Source organism: Aquincola agrisoli, from assembly GCF_036621135.1.
Lineage (GTDB): Bacteria > Pseudomonadota > Gammaproteobacteria > Burkholderiales > Burkholderiaceae_C > Aquincola > Aquincola agrisoli.
In genome coordinates, this window is record NZ_JAZIBG010000036.1 from 271,356 (window position 1) to 294,183 (window position 22,828).

A 22,828-nucleotide genomic window follows, 5' to 3' on the forward strand; every position below is an offset into this window, starting at 1 on the left:
AACGTTATGACCAAGCAGATTCGCAACATCGCCATCATCGCCCACGTCGACCATGGCAAAACCACCATGGTCGACCAACTGCTGCGCCAGAGCGGCACCTTCGCCGAACACGAGAAGGTCGTCGACACGGTGATGGACAACAACGCCATCGAACGCGAGCGCGGCATCACCATCCTGGCCAAGAACTGCGCGGTCAGCTGGGAAGGCACGCACATCAACATCGTCGACACCCCGGGCCACGCGGACTTCGGCGGCGAAGTGGAGCGCGCGCTGTCGATGGTCGACGGCGTGGTGCTGCTGATCGACGCCCAGGAAGGCCCGATGCCGCAGACGCGCTTCGTGACCAAGAAGGCGCTGGCGCTGGGCCTGAAGCCCATCGTCGTCGTCAACAAGGTCGACAAGCCGGGCGCCAAGCCCGACGCGGTGATCAATGCGGCGTTCGACCTGTTCGACAAGCTCGGCGCCACCGACGAGCAGCTCGATTTCCCGGTCGTGTACGCCTCGGGCATCAACGGCTGGTCGTCGCTGGAAGAGGGCGCGCCGGGCGAGAAGTGGGGCGAGGACATGTCGGCGCTGTTCAACACGGTGCTCAAGCACGTGCCGCCGCAGAAGGGCGATCCGGCCGCGCCGCTGCAGCTGCAGATCTCCGCGCTTGACTATTCCACCTTCGTCGGCCGCATCGGCGTGGGCCGCATCAGCCAGGGCACCATCAAGCCCGGCATGGACGTGCTCGTGATGGAAGGCCCGGACGGCAAGAGCACCAAGGGCCGCATCAACCAGGTGCTGACTTTCCAGGGCCTGGACCGCGTGCAGGCGACCGAAGCGGGTCCCGGCGACATCGTGCTGATCAACGGCATCGAGGACATCGGCATCGGCGTCACGGTCACCAGCCCGTCCAATCCGGCGCCGCTGCCGATGCTGAAGGTCGACGAGCCCACGCTGACGATGAACTTCTGCGTCAACACCAGCCCGCTGGCCGGCCGCGAAGGCAAGTTCGTCACCAGCCGCCAGATCTGGGACCGCCTGCAGAAGGAGCTGCAGAGCAACGTCGCGCTGCGCGTCAAGGAAACCGACGAGGACGGCATCTTCGAGGTCTCGGGCCGCGGCGAACTGCACCTGACCATCCTGCTGGAGAACATGCGCCGCGAAGGCTACGAGCTGGCCGTGAGCAAGCCGCGCGTGGTGTTCCACGACGTCGACGGCGAGAGGCACGAGCCGATCGAACTGGTGACGGCCGACGTGGAAGAAGGCCACCAGGGCGGCGTGATGCAGGCGCTGGGCGAACGCAAGGGCGAGCTGGTCAACATGGAGCCGGACGGCCGTGGCCGGGTGCGCCTGGAGTACCGCATCCCGGCGCGCGGCCTGATCGGTTTCAGCAACGAGTTCCTGAACCTGACGCGTGGCTCGGGCCTGATCAGCAACATCTTCGACGGCTACGAGCCGCACAAGGGCGAGATCGCCGGCCGCAAGAACGGCGTGCTGATCTCGATGGATGCCGGTGAGATCTTCACCTACGCGCTGGGCAAGCTGGACGACCGCGGCCGCATGTTCGTGAAGCCGAACGATCCGGTCTACGAAGGCATGATCGTCGGCATCCACAGCCGCGACAACGACCTGGTGGTCAATGCCACCCGCACCAAGCAGCTGACGAACTTCCGCGTCAGCGGCAAGGAAGACGCGATCAAGATCACACCCCCGATCGACCTCACGCTGGAGTACGGCGTCGAGTTCATCGAGGACGACGAACTGGTCGAGATCACGCCCAAGTCGATCCGCCTGCGCAAGCGCCACCTGTCGGAACACGAGCGCAAGCGCGCTTCGCGCGAAAGCGCCTGACGAGCGTCCGATGGCGATGACGCATCGCGGGGCCGTGGCCACCATGCTGCTGGTGACGCTCCTGTGGAGCATCGCCGGCGTCGTGACCCGGCACCTCGATTCGGCGGCGTCGTTCGAACTGACGTTCTGGCGCAGCGCGGCCAACGCGGCGGCGCTGGCGCTGCTGCTGGGCTGGCAGCAGGGCGCGACACCGCTCTGGCGTGCCATCCGCCACGGCGGCCGCACGATGTGGTTCTCGGGCCTGTGCTGGACGGTGATGTTCACGTCGTTCATGGTCGCCCTCACGCTGACCACCGTGGCCAACGTCCTCATCACGATGTCGCTGGCGCCGCTGTTCACCGCGGTGATCGCGCGGGCCGTCCTGGGGCAACGGCTGCCGGGGCGTACCTGGGCCGCGATCGTGGTGGCCGGGGCGGGCGTCGCCTGGATGTACGGTGAGCAGATCGGCGGCGGCAGCCGGCGCGACCTCATCGGCACGCTGGTGGCGCTGTCGGTGCCGCTGGCCGCGGCGACGATGTGGACGCTCCTGCAGCACAACACGCGCGGCCGTCCCGAACAACGTGTCGACATGACGCCTGCGGTGCTGATCGGCGCGGCCTTGTCGGCGCTCCTGACGCTGCCCCTGGCATGGCCGTTCCAGGCCTCGGCCAGCGATGTCGGCTGGCTGACCCTGCTGGGGGTCGTGCAGCTGGCCATTCCGTGCGTGCTGGCGGTGGCGGCGGGGCGGGTGCTGCGCGCACCGGAGGCGGCGCTGCTCGGCCTGCTGGAGATCGTCTTCGGCGTGGCCTGGACTTGGCTCGGCACGCAGGAGTCGCCGACGCCGGCGGTGCTGGGCGGCGGTGCGCTCGTGCTGGGCGCCCTGGTGGCCAACGAGGCCATGGCGCTGAGGCGGACGCCGGCCGTCCCGGCATGAAGCTGTCGGCCAACGGCATCGCCATCGAGGTGGATGACCAGGGCCCGCCCGGCGGGCCGGCGCTGCTGCTGGTCATGGGCTTGGGCATGCAGCTCATCGCCTGGCCGCAGCCGCTGGTCGATCGTCTCGTCGGCGCAGGGTTTCGTGTCATCCGCATCGACAACCGCGACGCGGGGCTCAGCGAGGGCTTCGATCGACACGGCGTGCCCAACCTGGCGTGGGCCGGCCTGCGGTACATGATGCGGCTGCCGGTCGACGCGGGCTACCGCCTCGCCGACATGGCTGCCGACGCATGGGGCGTGCTCGATGCGCTCGGCGTCGGCGAGGCGCACCTGTGCGGCGCCTCGATGGGGGGCATGATCGTCCAGCACATGGCCGCGGCCCAGCCTCGGCGTGCCGCGAGCCTCGCGCTGATGATGACCACCTCTGGAGCCCGCCACCTGCCGCGCCCGACGCTGGCGGTGCAGCGCGCACTGTTGTCGCGGCCGCCGCGGGCCGAGGACGCCGGCGCGGTGGCGGCACGCCTGGAGGCGATGTTCAGGCTGATCGGCAGCCCGGCCTATCCGGCGTCGGCGGAAACGCTGCGTGCGCAGGTGGCGCAGGCCCTGCAGCGCGCCTACCGGCCGGCCGGCGTCGCACGGCAGCTGGTGGCCGTGGTCGCCGATGGCGACCGTTCGGGCCTGCTGCCGCGCATTGCCGCGCCGGTGCACATCGTGCATGGCGAGGCCGATCCGCTGATTCCGCCGGCGGCGGCGCGCGACCTGCATGCCAAGCTGCCGGGATCGACGCTCGACCTGGTGCCGGGCATGGGCCATGACCTGCCGGCCGAATTGCTGGCGCGCTTTGCGCAGGGGATCGCCACGAACGCGGCGCGACAATCGACAGCGTGAATTCACCGATGCAGCACTCTCCCTGGCGCTTGAACGTGGCGCCGTGCATGGACTGGACGGACCGGCACTGCCGCTACTTCCACCGCCTGATCACACGCCACACCCGCCTTTACAGCGAAATGGTGACGACCGGCGCGCTGCTGCATGGCGACGTGCCGCGCCACCTGGACTACAACCCTCAGGAGCATCCCGTCGCGCTGCAACTCGGCGGCAGCGAGCCCGACGCGCTGGCCGTCGCCGCGCGCCTGGGCGCCCGGTGGGGCTACGACGAGATCAACCTCAACTGCGGCTGCCCGAGCGAGCGGGTGCAGCGCGGCGCGTTCGGGGCCTGCCTGATGGCAGAGCCGGCGCTGGTGCGCGACGGGGTGAAGGCCATGCGGGACGTCGTCGACATCCCCGTCACCGTCAAGCACCGCATCGGCATCGACCAGGAGGAGAGCTACGCCTTCGTGCGCGACTTCGTCGGCACGGTGGCCGAGGGCGGCTGCAACGTCTTCATCGTGCACGCACGCAACGCCTGGCTGCAAGGCCTGAGCCCGAAGGAGAACCGCGAGATCCCGCCGCTGCGCTACGAGCACGTGTACCGGCTCAAGCGCGACTTCCCCGCACTGACGATCGTGCTCAACGGCGGCGTCAAGACGGCCGCGGAGGTCGAGTCCCACCTGGCGCACGTCGACGGGGTGATGCTCGGCCGACAGGCCTACCACGAGCCCTGGTCGATGGCGGAGTGGGATGCACGCTTCTTCGGCGCATCAGGCCCGGCGCCGGTGCGTGAGGAGGTCGAGGCGTCGATGGTCGAGTACATGGAGCGCCATGTGGCGGCGGGGGGTGCCTGGTCGCATGTGGCGCGGCACTGTATGGGCCTGTGGAACGGCACGCCCGGCGCCCGCCGCTGGCGCCAGGCCTGGAGCGATCACTCGCTGAAGGCGATGTCGCCGCGGGGCGTGGCGGCGCGTGCCGCCGCCTCCAGGATGGGATCGCCGTCGACGGCCTGAGCGGGCGGCGCGGTGGGTGAAGGCGCCAGTTCCGGAAACTTCAGCGGCAGGATCTCCATGACTGTGTCCAGCCCGCGCTGGAACAGTTCGGCCTTGTCGTCGCGAGACAGGCGGAAGTTGACCGGCGAATGCCGCCCGACGTCGATGACGACCGTGCGTGGCCAGTGGCGCGCATTCACGAATTCGCGCGACAGCGTGGTCATGAAGGTGCGGATCAGCATCTGGATGTAACCGGGCAGGGGGAACCACGGGCGCCTGGGCGCCGCCTCGTCGACGGCTGCGCGTTCGCCGCGCAGGCGGAACAGGCACACCGGGGTGCTGTCGCCGGCCCAGTCCCGGTGCAGCGCATCCTCGCTGAGGATGCTGCCGTCCACCAGCAGCTTGTCCCCGTGCGACTGGAAGGCGAACAGCAGCGGGATGCCCATGGAATGGCGCACCGCACGCGCCACCTTGTAGTCGGGCGTGGTCTCGCGATCGAACACCACGGGTTCGCTGCGGCGCACGTCGGTCGCGACCACCGCCAGGTCCAACGGCAGATCCTTGAAGCAGGCCCCTTCGAGCAGGTCGTCCAGCCAGTGCTCGAAGGTGTCGCCCGAGGTCAATCCGCCGTGGAAGAAGAGCTGGTACAGCGAGAAGCCCCGGAAGCGCCCGAAGTCGATGTCCAGCGCCAGCGTCTGCAGCCGCTCCGGCGACCAGCCCGCCGCGTGCAGCGCCGCCACGATGCTGCCCCCCGACACACCGACCAGGCGAGGCGTCTGCACCCCGAGGCGCTGAAGGGCGGTGAGCACACCCACGTGCGCCGGAAGGCGCGTGCCACCGCCGGCGAGCACGGGTACCAGCCGCAGCGCTTGCAGGGGAGGGGTGCAGGTCATGCCGCCAATTTGCCGGTTTTCGCAGATTCCTGATCGAAAGAAAAGCAGGCACCTGGCGTGTTACAACCCGGCGCCGCGACGGCCAGCGTGTCAGGCGGGGGCCGACGGCAGGGGAGCCGGCGAGCGGCCGGGCCACGTGGCCAGCACGAGGCCGGTCAGGGCCAGCGCGAAGGCGCCGGCCTGGGCCACCGAGAAGCGCTCGCCGAGGAACAGCACACCGATCGCCGCGGCGCTGATCGGCAGCATCACGGTGAAGACGCCCGCCCGCGAGGCGGGCACGTGCTTCAGCCCTGTCATCCACAGCCAGACCGTCCACATGCTGGCGGCCAGCGCGTAGAAGACCAGCAACGCCCAGGTGGGCATCCCGACCGCCCCGAAATCGAACTGCAGCGCCTGCCACAGCCCCAGGGGCGTGACGAGGACGAGGCCCCACAAGTTCACCAGGGCACTGATGCGCTTGGCAGAGACGTTGCCCGTGAGTTGCTTGCCGATGACGACGTAGCTGGCCTCGCAGACCACCGCACCGAACAGCAGCAGGTTGCCCAGGAGGGAACCTCCGCCCTGGTCACCTGCGTCGCCCTTCTTCAGCGACACCATCGCGATGCCGAGCACCGCGCATGCAATACCGGCGGCCACACGAGGGGCGATGCGTTCCCGCAGGAACACGCGCGACAGGATCGCCACCGCCGCCGGGATGGCGGCCATGATCACCCCCGCCGCCAGCGCGGTGGACAGGTGCACGCCGAACAGCATGCAGACGGAGAACAGGAAGTTGCCGAGGAAGGATTCGAGAAACAGCAGCCGGCGGTCATTGCCCGACAGCGGCAGCTCGCCGGGCCGGCGCTTCACCCAGTGCGCCATCGCGAGCGCGGCGATGCCGAAGCGCAGCCATGCCAGCAGGAAGACCGGCAGCACCGCCACCAGCAGCTTGGACAGCCCCACGTAGCTGCCGACCAGCGTCATGCTGGCGGCCAGGCAGAGGTAAGCGGCCCAGTGCGGCATGTTCAGAACGCCGCCGCATAACGTTGGCGTTCCCAGTCGCTGACGTGCCGGGCATAGGCCAGCCATTCGTCGTGCTTGAGCGCAGTGAACTCCCTCATGAGCGTCTCACCGAGTGCCGACGCGACCACCCGGTCGGCCCGCAGGGCCGCCACCGCCTCCGCCAGGCTCTGGGGCAGCACGCCGATGCCGCGCTCCTGGCGCGACGCGGCCGGAAGCTCGAACAGGTCGTCCTCGCAGGCGGGCCCCGGATCGAGCGCACGCTCGATGCCGTCGAGGCCGGCGGCCACCAGGCCGGCCAGCATCAGGTACGGATTGGCGCTGGCATCGGGCAGCCGCCACTCGAACCGCCCCGGCAGCGTGCGCAGCAGCGCACTGCGGTTGTTCGGTCCGTACGCCACGTACGCAGGCGCCCAGGTGGTGCCGGACAGGGATTCGCCGACCGTCAACCGCTTGTAGGAGTTGACGGTGGGTGCCGCGAGGGCACACAGCGCCGCGCTGTGCAGCAGCACGCCGGCCAGGAACTGCCGGCCGAGCGGCGACAGGTGGCCGCCGTCGGTGCCGCCATCCGCCGCGCCGTCGAACAGGCAGCGTGCGTCGGGACCTTCACCGTCCCACAGCGACACATGGCAATGCATGCCGCTGCCCGGCTGGTCGGCGAAGGGCTTGGGCATCATCGACGACACCATGCCGTGGCGCTCCGCCAGCGTATGGGCCGCGAGCTTGAAGAGCATCAAGCGGTCGGCGCTCGCCAGCACGTCGGCATGGGCGAAGTTCACCTCGTACTGGCCGTGTGCATCCTCGTGATCGATCTGCAGCACGTCGAGCCCGGCCGCCTGCAGGGCCTCGCGCAGCTGGTGCAGGAAGGGCAGTTGCCTGGGCAGGCTCTTCAAGTCGTAGGAGGGCTTGTCGAGCCGATCCGCGTCGTCCGCGGGATGCCAGCGCCCGTCCACCGTCTTCAGCAGGAAAAACTCGGGCTCGATGCCGACCTGCAGCGTCCAGCCCCGTTGTGCCAACCGCGCTACGGCGCGCCTGAGCACCTGGCGCGGACAGGCTTCGAACGGCGCACCGTCCACGAAGCCATCGCCGACGATGCGTGCGACGCCCGGCATCCACGGCAGCGCCTGCAATGTGCCGGCATCGCCGCGGGCCCAGTAGTCCGACCTGGGGCCCGTGCGCGGCAGCCCGGTGCCGGCGATCGACGGGCCGGAGAAGCCGGCACCGTGCAGGAGCACGCTGCGCAGCTGTGCCAGCGGCACGAACTTGCCCTTCGCCACGCCGTGCAGGTCGGTGAACTGCACGAGCAGCGTGTGCACACCCTGTACGGCGAGCTGAGCCTGCAGCGCCTCGGTGTCGGCGGCGGCCACCGCGGGAGTCGGGGCCATGTTCAAGGCTCGATGCGCAGCCAGGTGGTCTTCAGTTCGGTGTACTTGTCGAACGCGTGCAGCGACTTGTCCCGGCCGTTGCCGCTCTGCTTGTAGCCGCCGAAAGGCACGGTGATGTCGTCCTCGTCGTACTGGTTGACATGCACGGTGCCCGCACGCAGCGACCTTGCGACGCGGTGCGCACGATTGATGTTGTCGCTCCACACGCTGGCCTGCAGGCCGTAGTTGCTCTGGTTGGCCAGTGCGACGGCTTCCGCCTCGTCCTTGAATCGGATGACCGAGACCACTGGGCCGAAGATCTCCTCGCGCGCGATCTTCATGTCGTTCGCCACGCCGTCGAACACCGTCGGCTGAACGTAGAAGCCGCCCGTGTCGCTGCGCGCACGCTGCCCGCCGGCCACCAAGCGCGCCCCTTCGCTGCTGCCGGCCTCGATGTAGCCGATCACCGTGCGCAGCTGGCCCTCGTCGACAAGGGCCCCCATCACCGTGCGGTCGTCGAGCGGATCGCCCGGCTGGTAGGCCGGCGTCTGCGCCGCGACGAGGCGCACGAATTCGTCGGCGATGCTGTCGTGCACCAGCACACGCGACGGCGCGTTGCAGCTCTCACCCTGGTTGAAGAAGATGCTGCCGGCGAGTGTCTCGGCTGCCCGAGGAAGATTCTCGAAATCGGGGAACACGACAAACGCCGACTTGCCGCCGAGCTCGTTGAACACCCGCTTCAGGTTGCTGCGGCCGGCGTACTCCAGCATCTTGCGGCCGACCCGCGTGGAGCCGGTGAAGCCCACCGCGTCGACGTCCATGTGCAGCGCCAACGCCTCGCCGGCTTCATGGCCGTAGCCTGGCACGACGTTGAACACGCCCGGCGGCAGGCCCGCCTCGGTGGCCAGCTCGGCCAGCCGCAAGGCCGTGAAGGGCGATTTTTCGCTGGGCTTGAGCACCACCGAGTTGCCCGTGGCCAGCGCAGGCCCCAGCTTCCAGGCCGCCATGATCATCGGGTAGTTCCACGGCACGATCGTGCCGACGACCCCCATCGGCTCGCGCGTGATCAGCGCCAGCGCGTTGGCGCCGGTCGGCGCGATCTCGTCGTAGACCTTGTCGATGGCCTCCGCATACCAGGCGATCGTGCGCGCCGTGGCCGGCACGTCGACGGCCAGCGCATGGGCGATCGGCTTGCCCATGTCCAGCGTTTCGAGCAGGGCCAGCTCGTCTTTGGCCTCGAGGATCTTGGCGGCGAAACGCTGCAGCACCTTCTTGCGCACGGCCGGCGCCAGGCCGCACCAGCGGCGGTCTTCGAAGGCGGCGCGCGCGCTCCTGACGGCGGCGTCGACGTCGGCCTCGCGGCCCCGCACCACCGCGCCGAGGCGCCGGCCGTCGATCGGCGAGTGCTTGTCGAAGGTTTCGCCACTGGCGCCATCGCGGCGCTGGCCGTCGACGACGCTGCGGCCGTCGAAGCGGGCGGCCTGCGCCCGCGCGTGCCAATCGGCAACGGTCTTGCCCATGGTATGTCTCCTGGTACGTCCTGCGGGCCGCCCCGCCGCCTCAGAAGGCGACGACGAGCGAGGTCCCGAGCAGGTGGTTGCGCTTCTTGAATTCGCCGTTCTTCACGTCCTCGAACACCGCACGGTCGGCGCCATCGAGTCGGTACTCGACCTTGAAGGTGGTCGTCGGGTTGACGGCGTATTTCAGGCCGAAGGTCAGCGCGTAGCGATTGGCACCGCGGTCGAGGTTGCCCTCGGGAGCCGGGCCGATGCCGTTGCGGCTGTCGTTGTAGACGCCTTCATCCGGAAGGTAATAGCCGTTGTAGGTGTACAGCCCACCCCCGTTCTTCTTGTTGTTCAGGTAGTCCGCCCGCACCAGGCCTTGCAGCCGGGGCGTGAACGCGTAGCCTGCCAGGCCGGACACGCCCCACCAGCTGGCGTCGCGCCAGTTGCCGTCTGCGTCGGGTGTGATGGCCGCGTCCTTTTGCCGGCCGAAGCTCAGCTGCCCCTGCAGCGTCCAGTCGCCGCGGATGTAGTAGCCGTCGACCTCGAAGAGGTGGGCGGTCGAGCCTTCGCCCGTGTTGTAGTTGGGCGACTTGCCATGCAAGCCTGCGAAGCCGAAGCCGTCGAACTCGCCCTTCGAGTAATCGACGCGGTACACCAGCACCGGCGACTTTTCTCCCGGTGCCTTGATCGGCGTGTTGACGTTGGCCAGCATGCCCTTGATCGCCCACTTGCCGACCGTGTGCATGAGCCCCACGCCGGTGTAGCCGGCCGGCAGCGTGAAGTCGTAGAGCAGGTTGTGGGTGGTGAAGGGGTTGAGCGTGGGTTGCTGGTACTCGTAGCCAGACCAGTCGGGAATCTGGCCGGCGATCAGCCGCGTCTGCAGGCTGCCCAGCGGCACCGAGACGCTGGCCTCCTGGATGATGCTGTTGCCGTCGATCAGCGCGCCGACGCCGCGGTTGGGCGCCAGCGTCAGCTTCCAGATCGTGCCGCCTTCCATCTCCTTCGTGATGTCGAGCACCGCGGCGCCCATGTAGGAGGTGTCGTAGAAGTAACCGTCCGACTGCTGGTTCAGGAACTGGAAGCCCGAGCGGTTCTGCAGCTTGTTCCAGATGTAGGTCGGCTCGATGTAGCCGCTGATCTTCAGATCCTTGAAACCCCAGGTCTCGCTGTTCTCCTCCAGCGCATCGGTCTTGACGGTCAGGCGGTTGAGTTCGGCCGCCTGGTCGGGTGTCATGCCCCAGCCGGTGCCGGCCGGCGGCAGCTTGGCCTCGGTGTCCTTCAGCTTCTTCTCGAGCTCCCCGACCCGCGCCTTCAGGTCGCGCAGTTCCTGCAGCAGTTGCTCGTTTGTGGTCTGCGCGCTGCCCATCGCCGGAAAGGCGAGGGCGACGGCAGCCGCCAGCAGGGTCAAGGGGCGATGGGCGACGGTCATGGGGGTTCTCTCCTACGCTCGGGTCTTGTTGGCTTGTTCTGGACGGACAGGGCGCTCAGCCTCCCTCGCTGCGCGCCTTGTTGACGGCTCGGATGCGCTCGCGTTCGGCGCGGGCGATCAGGTAGCTCGCGGTGAGCACACCGATCGCGACGACCACGATGATCACGGTGGCCATGGCGTTGACGCTCGGATTCACACCCAGCCGAGCCCGCGAGAAGATCACCAGTGGCATCGTGGTGGATCCGGGCCCCGACAGGAAGGCCGACAGCACGACGTCGTCGAGCGAGATCGTGAAGGTCAGCAGCCAGGCCGACATCAGCGCCTGCGCGATCATCGGCAGCGTGACCAGCATGAAGACTTGCGATGGGCGTGCCCCCAGGTCCATCGCCGCTTCTTCGAGTTGCGGATTCAGGTCCTGCAGCCGTGACTGCACCACCACGGTGGCGTAGGCCATGCCCACGAGCAGGTGGCCCATCCAGATCGTCAGCGCGCCGCGGTCGGGCCATCCGGTGCCGAACAGGCCTTCGGTCAGCCGCTGCACCGAGACCAGGAAGAGCAGGAGCGACAACCCGACGATGACTTCCGGCATCACCAGCGGCGCGCTCACCATGCCGGAAAAGGCCGTGCGGCCGAAAAAGCGCCGGTACTTGACCAGCGTGAAGGCGGCCAGCGTGCCCAGGATGACCGCGCCGGTGGCGGTGAAGAAGGCGATCTTCAGGCTGAGCCACAGGCCGCCGAGCATCTCGCTGTCCTTGGCGAGCGCGCCGTACCACTTCACCGTGAAGCCGGCCCACTGGTTCGGCACCGGCGAGTCGTTGAACGAGTAGACGACCAGCGCGACGATGGGCATGTAGAGGAAGACGAAGCCCGCCACCAGCCAGGCCTTGCCGACGTGCCGCGCCAGGCGGGGTCCGAGCGCGGCCCTCATGCCCGCCGCTCCTGCGCCTCGGCCTGGTACCGATTGAAGAGCGCCAGCGGCACGATGATCAACAGCACCATCACGACCGCCACCGCGGACGCCATCGGCCAATCGTTGTTGCTGAAGAACTCGTCCCACAGCACACGGCCGATCATCAGCGTCTCGGGCCCGCCGAGCAGTTCGGGAATCACGAACTCGCCGACGCAGGGGATGAACACCAGCATCGAGCCGGCGATGATGCCGGCCTTGGAGAGCGGCACCGTCACCTTCCAGAACGCCACCCACGGCGTGGCGCCGAGGTCGGTGGCGGCCTCGAGCAGCCGCAGGTCCATCTTCGACAAGTTGGCGTACAGCGGCAGGATCATGAACGGCAGGTACGTGTAGACCATGCCGACCACCAGCGAGAAGGGCGTGTTCATCAGTTTGCCGGGAGAAGCGATCAAGCCAGCGGCCGCCAGGAACTGGTCGACGCCGGTGGAAATCAGCAGGTTGGCGATCAGCCCGCCTTCGCCCAGCAGGCCTTTCCACGCATAGACCCGCAGCAGGAAAGAGGTCCAGAAGGGCAGCATCACCAGCATCACCAGCGCAGGCTGCGCGGTGGGCTTGGCACGTGCCATGAAGTAGGCAAACGGATAGCCGATCGCCAGGCACAGCAGCGTGGTGACGGCTGCGTACTTGAGGCTGCGCAGATAGGTCAGGAAGTAGAGGTCGTCCTGCGCGATGAACAGGTAGCTGCCGAGCTTGATCGTCACCTGCAGCACGCCCTCCGCATAGGTGACCAGATCCTTGAAGGTCACCGTCTCCATCTCGGAGACGCTGATCTTCAGGACGATCAGGAACGGCATCAGGAAGAAGATCAACAGCCAGGCATAGGGCACCCCGATGACCGCGCTGCGCCCGCGCAGGCCCAGGCGCTGCCACCAGTGCAAGGGCAAGTGGTTGCTCATGCGTCCCCCGCCGTCATTGCGTCAGCACGACCTGGGCCGAGGGCGTCCAGCTCGCCCAGGCTTCATCGCCCCAGGTCAGCGGATCTTCGGCATGGCGCTCGCTGTTCATCTGGCTTGCCTTGAGCACCGCGCCGCTGGGCAGCGCCAGGCGGTAGACGGTGTAGCTGCCGAAGTAGGCCATCTCCTTGACCGTGCCACGCACCTTGTTGTGCGGATCCTGCGGACTGGAGGGTTCGTCACGGGTGACGCGGATCTTTTCCGGGCGAAGCGCGACGGTGACGGACATGCCTTCGGTGCCCGTGATGCCGTGGCCGACGAGGTGGCTGCAGTCTGCGCAATCGATGATCACGCGGTCGGGCTGGTCGTCGGTCAGCGTGCCGGGCATCAGGTTGACGTTGCCGATGAAGTCGGCCACAAAGCGTGACGCAGGGGTCTCGTAGATGTCGCCGGGCGCGCCGACCTGGGCGATGCGTCCTTCGGTCATCACCGCGATGCGCGAGGCCATGGTCATCGCTTCTTCCTGGTCGTGCGTCACCATCACGCAGGTCACACCCACCTCTTCGATGATGTTGACCAGCTCGATCTGCGTTTCCTCGCGCAGCTTCTTGTCGAGGGCGCCCAGGGGCTCGTCGAGCAACAGCAGCTGGGGACGCTTGGCCAGGCTGCGGGCCAGCGCGACCCGCTGTTGCTGACCGCCCGACAACTGGTGGGGCTTGCGCTTCGCGAACTTGCCCAGCTGCACCAGCTTCAGCATCTTCTCGACGCGTTCGGCGATCTTGTCCTTGGCCATGCCGTCGCGCCGCAGGCCGAACGCGATGTTGTCCCAGACCGTGAGGTGGGGGAAGAGCGCATAGCTCTGGAACATCATGTTGATCGGGCGTTCGTACGGTGGCAGGCCGGCGAGATCCTGGCCATTCAGCACGATCCTGCCGGAGGTCGGCGTCTCGAAGCCGGCGAGCATGCGCAGCAGCGTGGACTTGCCGCAGCCCGACGATCCGAGCAACGCGAAGATCTCGCCTTTGGCGATGGACAAGCTGACGTGGTTGACGGCAACGGTGCCGCCGAAATCCTTCACCACGTCTTCGATGCGCAGGAAGTCTGCCTGCGCGGGCGCGTCGCCACTCATGGGTCCGGCTCCTGGGAGTTCTTATGTTTTGTGTTGGCGGCGCGGGCGCAGGCCCGCTGCCGCCTGGCGATCACATGCCGGTCTTGAACGATGTGTACAGCCGGGTCATCGTGCGGCGGATGTCGCCTCCGATCGCGTCGGGCGCCTGCATCTTGGCCATGTCGGCGGCACTCAGGAACACCGCCGGGTTGTTGGCCACTTCGGGCTTGACCAGCTTCTTCGACTCCAGGTTGGGATTGGCGTAGTTGACCTTGTTGGTCAGGCTGGCCGCGACCTCGGGACGCATCATGTAGTTGATGAACTTGTGTGCGTTGTCGGGGTGGGGTGCATCGGCGGGAATCACCATCATGTCGAAGAACAGGATGCCGCCGGTGCTGGGGATCAGCGTTTCGATCTTCTGGCCGGTCTTGCCGTCGATGGCGCGTTGACGCGCGATGCCGATGTCGCCCGACCAGCCCAGCGCGAGGCAGATCGAGCCGTTGGCCATGTCGTTGATGTAGCCCGACGAGCTGAAGAGGGTCACGTATGGCCGGACGCTCTTCAGCAGCGGGCCGACGGCGGCATAGTCGGACTGGTTCTTGCTGTAGGCCGGCTTGCCCAGGTAGTGCAGCGCGGCCGGCACGACCTCGGTCGGGGAATCGAGGAAGCTGACGCCGCAGCTCTTGAGCTTAGAGATGTATTCGGGCTTGAAGACCAGGTCCCACGCGTTCTCGGGCATGGGCATGCCGCCGAGCGCCGCCTTGACCTTGTCGACGTTGATGCCCACGGTGGTGTAGCCCCACAGCCAGTTGACGCCGTACTGGTTGCCCGGATCGAGCTTGGCCAGTTGCGCCTGCAGGGCCGGATCGAGGTTCTTCAGGTTGGGCAGCTTGCTCTTGTCGAGCTTTTGCAGCAGGCCGCCGTCAGCCTGCAGCTTCGCCCAGTAGGAGGAAGGGACGACGACGTCGTAGCCCGTCTTGCCTGCGACCAGCTTCGCATGCAGCACCTCGTTGCTGTCGAAGTTGTCGTAGCGGACCTTGATGCCGGTTTCCTTCTCGAAGTTGGCCAGCGTGTCTTCGGCGATGTAGTCCGACCAGTTGTAGACGTTGAGCACCTTCTCTTCCTGCGCGTGCGCGCCTGGGAGGCCCATGGCCAGCGCCAGGGCGCTCAGGATGGGCAGCAGGGGGAAGGCGGGTCGTTTCATCGAGTGGTCTCCGGAGGCGGGGAGGGCGAGGGGGGGTTGGGCGGACATGCGAGCAAGATGCGGGCCGGAAAGTTCGATCCGGCCCGCCCGGGTTGCCGATCAGGCAGGCATCAGCGGTTGGCCTTGAAATTGGTGTAGGTGCGGGTGATCAGGCGGCGTGTGGCCTGGTCCGGCGAACCGGGCGGGATCATGCTGTCGAGCCCGGCCGCATCGGGGAACACCGCCTTGTCCTTCGCGATCTCCGGCTTGACGTACTGCAGCGAGGCCTTGTTCGGATTGGCGTAGAACACCGCGTTCGTCAGCGAGGCATGCACCTCGGGTTTCAGGATGTAGTTGATGAAGGCCAGCGCGTTGTCCATGTTGGGCGCGTCCTTCGGGATCGCCATCGTGTCGAAGAACAGCAGGCCGCCCGTCTTGGGCAGCAGCACCTGCAGGTTCTGCGGCTTCTTGGCCTGGGCCGACTTGTTCTTCGCGATCATGATGTCGCCCGACCATCCCACCACCGCGCAGATGTTGCCGCGGGCCATCTGCTCGATGTAGTCGGAGCCCGAACCAGCGAAGCGGGTGACGAACGGGCGGATCTTCTTGAGCATCGCCCCCGCCTCGGCATAGTCGGCCGCTGCGTTGCTGTAGGGATCCTTGCCGATGTACTTCAACGCGATCGGCAGCACCTCGGAGGCCGAATCGAGGAAGGTGATGCCGCAGCCCTTGAGCTTGCCGGCGTACTCGGGCTTGAAGACCAGGTCCCAGGCGTTGTCCGGCATGGGCGTGCTGCCGAGGGCAGCTTTCACCTTGTCGGCGTTGATGCCCACGGTGGTGTAGCCCCACAACCAGTCGACCAGGTGCTCGTTGCCGGGATCGACCTTCGCCAGTTGCGCCTGGATGGCGGGATCGAGGTTCTTGAGGTTCGGCAGCTTGCTCTTGTCGAGCTTGGCGAGCAGGCCTGCCTGGATCTGCATCTTCGCGAAATGCGAGCCGGGCACCACGACGTCGTAGCCCGACTTGCCTGCCACCAGCTTGGCGTGCAGGGCCTCGTTGCTGTCGAAGTTGTCGTACCGGACCTTGATGCCGGTTTCCTTCTCGAAATTCTTGATCGTGTCTTCGGCGATGTAGTCGGCCCAGTTGTAGACATTGACGACTTTTTCTTGCGCACCGGCGGCGGTGGCAAGGATGGACAGCGTCAACGCGCACAGGCTGTGGCGGAACACGGACTTCATGGCAGCAGTACTCCTGAGGGAAAAAGCATTGCGCAGAAGTTTAGGCGGTCCGGTTCACAGCCAGCCGTTGCGATGGCAGTCGGCGAGCGTCAGGTCGAGGCAGCGGCGGATCAGGGCCGCCATCTCGTCGATCTGCGCCCGGGTCATCACCAGGGGAGGCGCGATGATCATGCGGTCTCCGACGGCACGCATGATCAGGCCGTTGGCGAAGCAGTGGCCGCGGCAGACCATGCCGATCCCCACCTCCGGGGCGAATGGCCGCGCCCTGCCGCCCTTGGCGTCGCGCCGCGCCAGCAGCAACGCACCCATCAGGCCGCAGGTCTGCGCCTCGGCCACCAGGGGATGGTCTGCGAGCTGGGTGTAGACCTGCGCGAGGTAGGGGCCCGTATCGTCGCGCACCCGCTCCACGAGCTTCAGTTCCTGGATCAACCGGATGTTGGCCAGGGCGACCGCGCAGGACACCGGGTGGCCCGAGTAGGTGTAGCCATGCTCGAACTCGCCGCCCTGCTCGATCAGCACCTTGGCGATGCGGTCACCGACCATCACGCCGCCCAGTGGCACGTAGCCGGACGTCACGCCCTTCGCAAAGGTCATCAGGTCGGGCCGGGTACCGAAGCGTTCGCAGCCGAACCAATGGCCGGTGCGCCCGAAACCGCAGATCACCTCGTCGCTGACCAGCAGCACGCCGTACTTGTCGCAGATGCGCTGGATCTCGGGCCAGTAGGTGTCGGGCGGGACGATGACACCACCCGCGCCCTGCACCGGCTCGCCGATGAAGGCAGCCACCTTGTCGGGGCCGACGGCCAGGATCTTCTGTTCCAGCCAGCCGGCCGCCACGCGCCCGAACTCATCGCGGCCGAGGTCGCCGCCGTTGGCGAACCAGTAGGGCTGCTCGATGTGTTCGATGCCGGGGATGGGCAGGCCGCCCTGTGCGTGCATGCCGCTCATGCCGCCCAGCGATGCGCCGGCCATCGTCGAGCCGTGGTAGGCGTTGTTGCGGCTGATGATGACCGAGCGCTGCGGGTGGCCGAGGATGTCCCAGTAGCGCCGCACCATGCGCACCACGGTGTCGTTGCCTTCGGAGCCGGATCCGGAGAAGAACACCCGGCTGAACTGGGGCGGGGTGACTTCCGACAGCAGTTCGGCCAGCTCGATCGCCGGCGGCGTCGCCGTCTGGAAGAACGCGTTGTAGAAGGGGAGCTCCTTCAGCTGCCGCGTGGCCGCGTCGATCAACGCCTGCTGTCCGTAGCCGACGTTGACGCACCACAGGCCGCTCATCGCATCGAGGATGCGATGGCCGTCGCTGTCGGTCAGGTAGATGTTGTCGGCCTTCGTGATGATGCGCGAGCCCTTCTTGGCCAGCGATTGGAAATCGGTGAAGGGGTGCAGGAAGTGGGCGGCATCGGCGGCCTGCCATTCGCGGGTGGTGCGCGGGGGGACGGTGGACGTCATGGTGTTTTCCTCACAGACGGTAGCTAAGTCGCGCGCTTAGCACGGATCGCGCAGACGGTGATCAAGCTTCCCGCCACGGATCCGGCTCTGCCGGTCCGTCGGCGGACGGCCCCCTCGGGGGGTAGCGAGCGAATGCGAGCTTGGGGGCTCCATCACACGTGCAGCAGCAGGTGCTCGCGCTCCCAGGGCGAGATCACCTTCATGAATTCGGCATGCTCGATCTCCTTCACCTCGGTGTAGACCGTGACGAAGGCTTCGCCGAGCACGGCAGCCAGGTCGTGCTCGGCGCGCAGGAGCTGCAGCGCCTCGCCCAGGCTGCGCGGCAGCTGGAACTCGCCCAGGTAGGCATCGCCCTTGCACTCGGGCGTGGGTTCCAGGCGGTTCTTGATGCCGAGGTAGCCGCAGGCCAGCGTCGCGGCCAGCGCGACGTAGGGGTTGGCATCGGCGCCGATCACTCGGTTTTCGATGCGACGCGCGTTGGGCTGCGCCACCGGCGAGCGAATGCCCACCGTGCGGTTGTCGGTCCCCCACTGGATGTTGATCGGCGCCGCGTTGGAACGCACCAGCCGGCGGTACGAGTTGACGTAGGGCGCGAAGAGTGCCATCGCGGCCGGGATGTACTTCTGCAGCCCGCCGATGTACCAGAAGAACTCCTGGCTCGGCGAGCCGTCCTCGTTGCTGAAGAGGTTGCGGCCGGTGGCCTGGCTGACAAGGCTCTGGTGGATGTGCATCGCGCTGCCAGGCTCGCCGGCGATCGGCTTGGCCATGAAGGTGGCGAACATGCCGTGGCGCATCGCCGCCTCGCGCACCGTGCGCTTGAAGAAGAACACCTCGTCGGCGAGCCCCAGCGGGTGGGCGTGGAAGAAGTTGATCTCCATCTGGCCCGCGCCCACCTCGTGGATCAGCGTATCCACGTTCAGCTCCATCTTCTCGCAATAGGCGTAGACGTCTTCGAAGAGCGGATCGAACTCGTTGACGGCGTCGATGGAGTAGGCCTGGCGCGAGGTCTCGGCACGGCCGCTGCGGCCGATGGGCGCCTTCAGCGGCACATCGGGGTCGGTATTGCGGTCGACGAGGTAGAACTCAAGTTCAGGGGCGACGACCGGGTCCCATCCTTCGGCAGCGTAGAGGTCACATACGCGCCTGAGCACAGAACGCGGTGCGAACGGTACCAGCGTACCGTCGCGATCGAAGCAGTCATGGATGACCTGGGCCGTCGGGTCGGTCGCCCACGGCACGATGCGCACCGTGGTCGGGTCCGGGCGCAGGTGCATGTCGCGATCGGTCGGGTTGATGACGTCGTAGTAGGGGCCTTCCTCGGGGAATTCGCCCGTCACGCCCATCGCCACGACGGCTTCGGGCAGCCGCATGCCGCGGTCCTCGGTGAACTTCTCGCGCGGCAGGATCTTGCCGCGCGCCACGCCGGTGAGGTCGGGCACGAGACATTCGATCTCGGTCACCCGGTTCTTGTTGAGCCACTGTTCGAGCTCGCTGAAGGTGTAGTTGTCGCGTACCACCATGGGACACCCTTTCGGTGAGGCGTGCCGCCTTGCGGGCGGCGGCACAAAGGCCCTGGGGAGTGGACGAGCTGTCCGGCTTCAGCGGCGTGGGGGTGGGCGGTGGCGGTCGCGGTAGGCGGTGCAGGCTTCCCCGAACGCGCCGAAGAGCCGCCGGGACACCGGGTTGTCGGCGGCCTGCCATTCCGGATGCCATTGCACGCAGAGGTTGAAGCCGGGCGCCTCGGCAGAGAAGGCTTCGATCAGGCCGTCGGGCGCTCGCGCCTCGACACGCAACCCGGGCGCGAGACGGCGGACCGCCTGGCCGTGGACCGAGTTGACGCGAAAACGCGGCTGCCCCACCACCGTTGCCAGCAGGCCGCCCGGCTCCGCGATGACGTCGTGCGCCGGGCCGTACTGCACATCGGCCGTGGCCTTGTCATCGGCCCGGTGGTCCGCATGCGGCTCGACCGTGTGCACCGCCTGGTACAGGCTGCCGCCGAGCGCCACGTTGGTTTCCTGCGCACCGCGGCAGATCGCCATGAGCGGAATGCCGCGCGCCAGGATGCGCGGGATCATCGGCAGGGTCCAAGCGTCGCGGGCGGCGTCGAGCGGCAGGGTGTCGTCGAGCACCGCTTCCCCGAAGTGGCGGGGGTGCACGTTGGAGGGTGAGCCGGTCAGCAGGACACCATCGGCCAGATCGAGCAGCGCCTCGATCTCCTCCAGCTCGGCAGTGGGCACGATCAAAGGCTGGCAACCGGCGAGACGAACACCGTCGATGTATTTCTTGCCGGCGATGTGGAAGGGGTGGTGGCCCAGCATGCGATTGCACGCCGGGACGAGGACCACCGGCTTGGCTGGATGGGATGCAGCGTGCAGAGGCTGACTCATAGGCTGGGGCGATGCATGCAGTGTGCCAATGTGGGCCGCAGCGTCAATGCGGCGTGCTCCCGATGATCGGGCGGGAACTGCTTCAAAGGAGATCCTTCAGCCGGTAGTACGCCATGCCCAGCGCCAGCGCGGGCATCCGCAGCAGCCGACCACCGGGGAATTCGCGGTGCCTGAGCTTCGCGAAGACATCGAAGCGGGAGGCATCGCCGGCCATCGCCTCAGCGACCACACGACCGGCCAGGCCCGTCAGCGCCAGGCCGTGGCCGGAGAAGCCCTGCAGGTAGTACACGTTCGACCCGAGCCGCCCGAAATCGGGTGCGCGGCTGAACGAGATGTCGACGAAACCGCCCCAGGCGTATTCGACCCGCGTGCCCGCCAGTTGCGGAAAGGTGGCCGCCATCCGGCGCTGCATGCCGTCGGCGAGGTGCGCCGGCGTCTGCGTCGTGTAGCTGGCGCGGCCGCCGTAGAGCATGCGGTGGTCGGCGGTGGGGCGGAAGTAGTCGAGCACGAAGTTGTTGTCGCACACCGCGGCGCCGCAAGGCACCAGCGATGCGGCCAGCGCCGGATCGAGCGCCTGAGAGCAGGTGATGTACGTGCCGACCGGCATGATGCGGGGCGACAGCGGGCGCGCCAGCAGGGGAGAAAACTCCTGGAGGTACACGTTGCCGGCCAGGAGCACCTGGCGCGCGCGAACGGGACCGTGCGGCGTAGCCAGTTCGGCGACCGCACCAGGCTTCAGGGCCGTCACCGTCGTCCGTTCGTGCAACCGCACGCCCAGCGATACCGCGGCGCGCGCCAGTCCCAGGGTGTACTTCAGCGGATGCAGGTGGCCGGACCGTCCGTCGTACGCCGCTGCCACATAGCGGGGGCTGGCGATCCAGCGCGGCAGGTCGGGCTGGTCGATCCAGGTCTGCTCGAAGCCGTAGTGCGTGGCGAGGTGGTCGACCCCCTCCCGCAGCGCCCGCGCCTTGCGTGCATTGACGGCGACGCCGAGGTAGCCGTCGCGCCAATCGCAGTCGATGCCGAACGCCTTGCAACGCGCCCGGATCAGGTCGATCGCTTCCAGCGACATGGCCCAGGTGCGGCGGGCCTCCTCGATCCCGAGTTCCGCCTCGATCGTGGCCTGATCGCAGGCCAGGCCGTGGATGGCTTGCCCACCGTTGCGCCCGCTCGCGCCGAAGCCGACTTGCTGTGCCTCGAGCAGCACGACGTCCATGCCGCGTTGGCGGAGTTCGATCGCAGCGGACAGCCCCGCCAGCCCCCCGCCCACGATCGCCACGTCCGCCTGCGTGGCGCCGGGCAATGCGGGGAAGGAGACACCGCGCGGAGCGGTCGCGTCGTAGTACGACAGACGCGTCAGTTCGCGATCGATCTCCAGGAAGCGCATGCGCTCTCAGGCGACCCGCTTGATCGCCGTGGCCAGCGTGTCCACGATCTTGTCGATGTGCTCCGCCTGGATGATGAGCGGCGGCGACAGCGCGATGGTGTCGCCCGTGGTCCGGATCATCAGGCCCTGTTCCCAGCAGTCGAGGAAGACGTCGAAGGCCCGCTTGCCCGGCTCACCGGACCGCGCCGCCAGTTCGATGCCGCCGACCAGCCCGATGTTGCGGATATCGATGACGTGCGGCAGGCCCTTCAGGCTGTGCAGCGCTTGCGAAAAATGGTCCTGCATGTCGGTCGCCCGCGTGAGCAGGCCGTCGTCGGCGTAGGTCTCGAGCGTGGCGAGCGCGGCAGCGCAGGCCAGCGGGTGAGCGGAGTAGGTGTAGCCGTGGAAGAACTCGATCAGGTGCTCCGGGCCGTTCATGAAGGCGTCGTGGATCGCCTGCTTGGCGAACACCGCCCCCATGGGTACGCAGCCGTTGGTGAGGCCCTTGGCGACGGTCATCAGGTCGGGCGTGACGCCGAAGGTCTGCGCGGCGAAGGGCTGGCCGGTCCGGCCGAAACCGGTGATGACCTCGTCGAAGATCAGCAGGATGCCGTGCTTGTCGCAGATCTCGCGCAGGCGCTGCAGGTAGCCTTGCGGTGGAAGCAGCACGCCCGTCGAGCCTGCCACCGGCTCGACGATCACCGCGGCGATGGTCGAGGCGTCGTGCAGGGCCACCAGTCGTTCGAGATCGTCGGCCAGGTCGGCGCCGTGCGCTGGCTGGCCCACGCTGAAGCTGTTGCGTGCGGGATCGTGCGTGTGGCGGATGTGATCCACGCCGGTCAGCAGCGTGCCGAACATCTTCCGATTGGCGACGATGCCGCCCACCGAGATGCCGCCGAAGTTGACCCCGTGGTAGCCGCGTTCGCGGCCGATCAGCCGGGTGCGCGAACCTTCGCCGCGCGCACGGTGGTAGGCCAGGGCGATCTTCAATGCCGTCTCGACCGCCTCGGAACCTGAATTGGTATAGAAGACCTTGTTCAACCCCTTGGGGGCGATCTCCACCAGCCGGTCCGCCAGCTCGAACGCCTTGGGGTGGCCCATCTGGAAAGGCGGTGCGAAGTCCATCTCGGCGGCCTGTTCGGCGATGGCCTTCACGATCTTCGGCCGGCCGTGGCCGGCGTTGACGCACCACAGGCCCGCCACGCCGTCGAGCACCTCGCGCCCCTCGGGCGTCCGGTAGTACATGCCTTCCGCCCGAGCCAGCATGCGCGGCGCCTTTTTGAACAAGCGGTTGGCGGTGAAGGGCATCCAGTAGGCATCGAGGCTTGACGTGCTCATGGGGAACTCCGGGGAACGTGGATCGAGAGGCAGCGTGTATCGACTGCCGACGCTCGAAAGTCTAGAGAGGGCGGTGCGCAATGTGCTTGC

19 protein-coding genes are annotated in these 22,828 nt (G+C 67.6%); 4 read left to right on the forward strand and 15 right to left on the reverse strand.

The genetic code is table 11. From position 1 onward, the window contains the following. The first annotated feature begins 6 nt into the window (after positions 1–6). The 4 genes from typA to dusA are packed head-to-tail and all read left to right on the forward strand — an operon-like array spanning position 7 to position 4,634. Positions 7–1,836 carry a translational GTPase TypA gene (gene typA, locus V4F39_RS17810; RefSeq protein WP_332291087.1) on the forward strand — a complete coding sequence of 610 codons (1,830 nt, stop codon included), beginning with the start codon at positions 7–9 and terminating at the stop codon, positions 1,834–1,836. Positions 1,837–1,846: 10 nt separating this feature from the next. After that, complete coding sequence (locus V4F39_RS17815; RefSeq protein ID WP_332291089.1) at positions 1,847–2,749, forward strand: DMT family transporter; 903 nt, start codon at positions 1,847–1,849, stop codon at positions 2,747–2,749. Next, positions 2,746–3,639 (forward strand): alpha/beta fold hydrolase, encoded by an 894-nt coding sequence (locus V4F39_RS17820; RefSeq protein ID WP_332291091.1) that lies wholly within the window; start codon positions 2,746–2,748, stop codon positions 3,637–3,639. The genes V4F39_RS17815 and V4F39_RS17820 overlap by 4 nt, the downstream gene beginning before the upstream one ends. 8 nt (positions 3,640–3,647) lie before the next feature. Then, positions 3,648–4,634, forward strand: a complete 987-nt coding sequence (dusA, locus tag V4F39_RS17825; RefSeq protein ID WP_332291092.1) for a tRNA dihydrouridine(20/20a) synthase DusA — start codon at positions 3,648–3,650, stop codon at positions 4,632–4,634. Here the strand turns inward: dusA and V4F39_RS17830 are convergent. From V4F39_RS17830 to aptA, 15 genes are all read right to left on the reverse strand, one after another. Continuing rightward, complete coding sequence (locus V4F39_RS17830; RefSeq protein WP_332291093.1) at positions 4,553–5,506, reverse strand: patatin-like phospholipase family protein; 954 nt, start codon at positions 5,504–5,506, stop codon at positions 4,553–4,555. The two genes, dusA and V4F39_RS17830, sit on opposite strands and share 82 nt — an antisense overlap. A gap of 90 nt (positions 5,507–5,596) precedes the next feature. Further along, positions 5,597–6,508, reverse strand: coding sequence for a DMT family transporter (locus V4F39_RS17835; protein WP_332291095.1), 912 nt, complete (start codon positions 6,506–6,508; stop codon positions 5,597–5,599). 2 nt (positions 6,509–6,510) lie between these two features. Then, a complete protein-coding gene (gene glnT, locus V4F39_RS17840; protein ID WP_332291097.1) occupies positions 6,511–7,890 on the reverse strand; it encodes a type III glutamate--ammonia ligase in 1,380 nt (459 codons plus the stop codon). Between the two features lie 2 nt (positions 7,891–7,892). After that, positions 7,893–9,389, reverse strand: coding sequence for an aldehyde dehydrogenase (locus V4F39_RS17845; protein ID WP_332291099.1), 1,497 nt, complete (start codon positions 9,387–9,389; stop codon positions 7,893–7,895). Between the two features lie 40 nt (positions 9,390–9,429). After that, positions 9,430–10,803, reverse strand: a complete 1,374-nt coding sequence (locus tag V4F39_RS17850; RefSeq protein ID WP_332291100.1) for a DUF3138 family protein — start codon at positions 10,801–10,803, stop codon at positions 9,430–9,432. Positions 10,804–10,858: 55 nt separating this feature from the next. Then, positions 10,859–11,731, reverse strand: coding sequence for an ABC transporter permease subunit (locus tag V4F39_RS17855; RefSeq protein ID WP_332291101.1), 873 nt, complete (start codon positions 11,729–11,731; stop codon positions 10,859–10,861). Continuing rightward, a complete protein-coding gene (locus V4F39_RS17860) occupies positions 11,728–12,669 on the reverse strand; it encodes an ABC transporter permease subunit (RefSeq protein ID WP_332291103.1) in 942 nt (313 codons plus the stop codon). The genes V4F39_RS17855 and V4F39_RS17860 overlap by 4 nt, the downstream gene beginning before the upstream one ends. Positions 12,670–12,682: 13 nt before the next feature. Then, positions 12,683–13,795, reverse strand: a complete 1,113-nt coding sequence (locus V4F39_RS17865) for an ABC transporter ATP-binding protein (RefSeq protein ID WP_332291105.1) — start codon at positions 13,793–13,795, stop codon at positions 12,683–12,685. A 70-nt stretch (positions 13,796–13,865) separates the two neighbouring features. Then, positions 13,866–14,978, reverse strand: a complete 1,113-nt coding sequence (locus V4F39_RS17870; RefSeq protein WP_378234989.1) for a polyamine ABC transporter substrate-binding protein — start codon at positions 14,976–14,978, stop codon at positions 13,866–13,868. 110 nt (positions 14,979–15,088) lie between these two features. Further along, positions 15,089–16,195, reverse strand: a complete 1,107-nt coding sequence (locus tag V4F39_RS17875; RefSeq protein ID WP_332291106.1) for a polyamine ABC transporter substrate-binding protein — start codon at positions 16,193–16,195, stop codon at positions 15,089–15,091. Positions 16,196–16,249: 54 nt separating this feature from the next. Beyond that, a complete protein-coding gene (locus tag V4F39_RS17880; RefSeq protein WP_332291107.1) occupies positions 16,250–17,647 on the reverse strand; it encodes an aspartate aminotransferase family protein in 1,398 nt (465 codons plus the stop codon). A gap of 152 nt (positions 17,648–17,799) precedes the next feature. Then, the gene (locus tag V4F39_RS17885; protein ID WP_332291108.1) at positions 17,800–19,167 is read right to left on the reverse strand and encodes a glutamine synthetase family protein; all 1,368 of its coding nucleotides are present in this window, start codon (positions 19,165–19,167) and stop codon (positions 17,800–17,802) included. Positions 19,168–19,245: 78 nt separating this feature from the next. After that, entirely contained in the window at positions 19,246–19,965 is a 720-nt protein-coding gene (locus tag V4F39_RS17890) for a gamma-glutamyl-gamma-aminobutyrate hydrolase family protein (RefSeq protein ID WP_332291110.1), read from the reverse strand. A gap of 151 nt (positions 19,966–20,116) precedes the next feature. Continuing rightward, positions 20,117–21,421, reverse strand: a complete 1,305-nt coding sequence (locus tag V4F39_RS17895) for an NAD(P)/FAD-dependent oxidoreductase (protein ID WP_332291112.1) — start codon at positions 21,419–21,421, stop codon at positions 20,117–20,119. A 6-nt stretch (positions 21,422–21,427) separates the two neighbouring features. Then, complete coding sequence (gene aptA, locus V4F39_RS17900; RefSeq protein ID WP_332291113.1) at positions 21,428–22,738, reverse strand: omega-aminotransferase AptA; 1,311 nt, start codon at positions 22,736–22,738, stop codon at positions 21,428–21,430. Between the last annotated feature and the right edge of the window lie 90 nt (positions 22,739–22,828).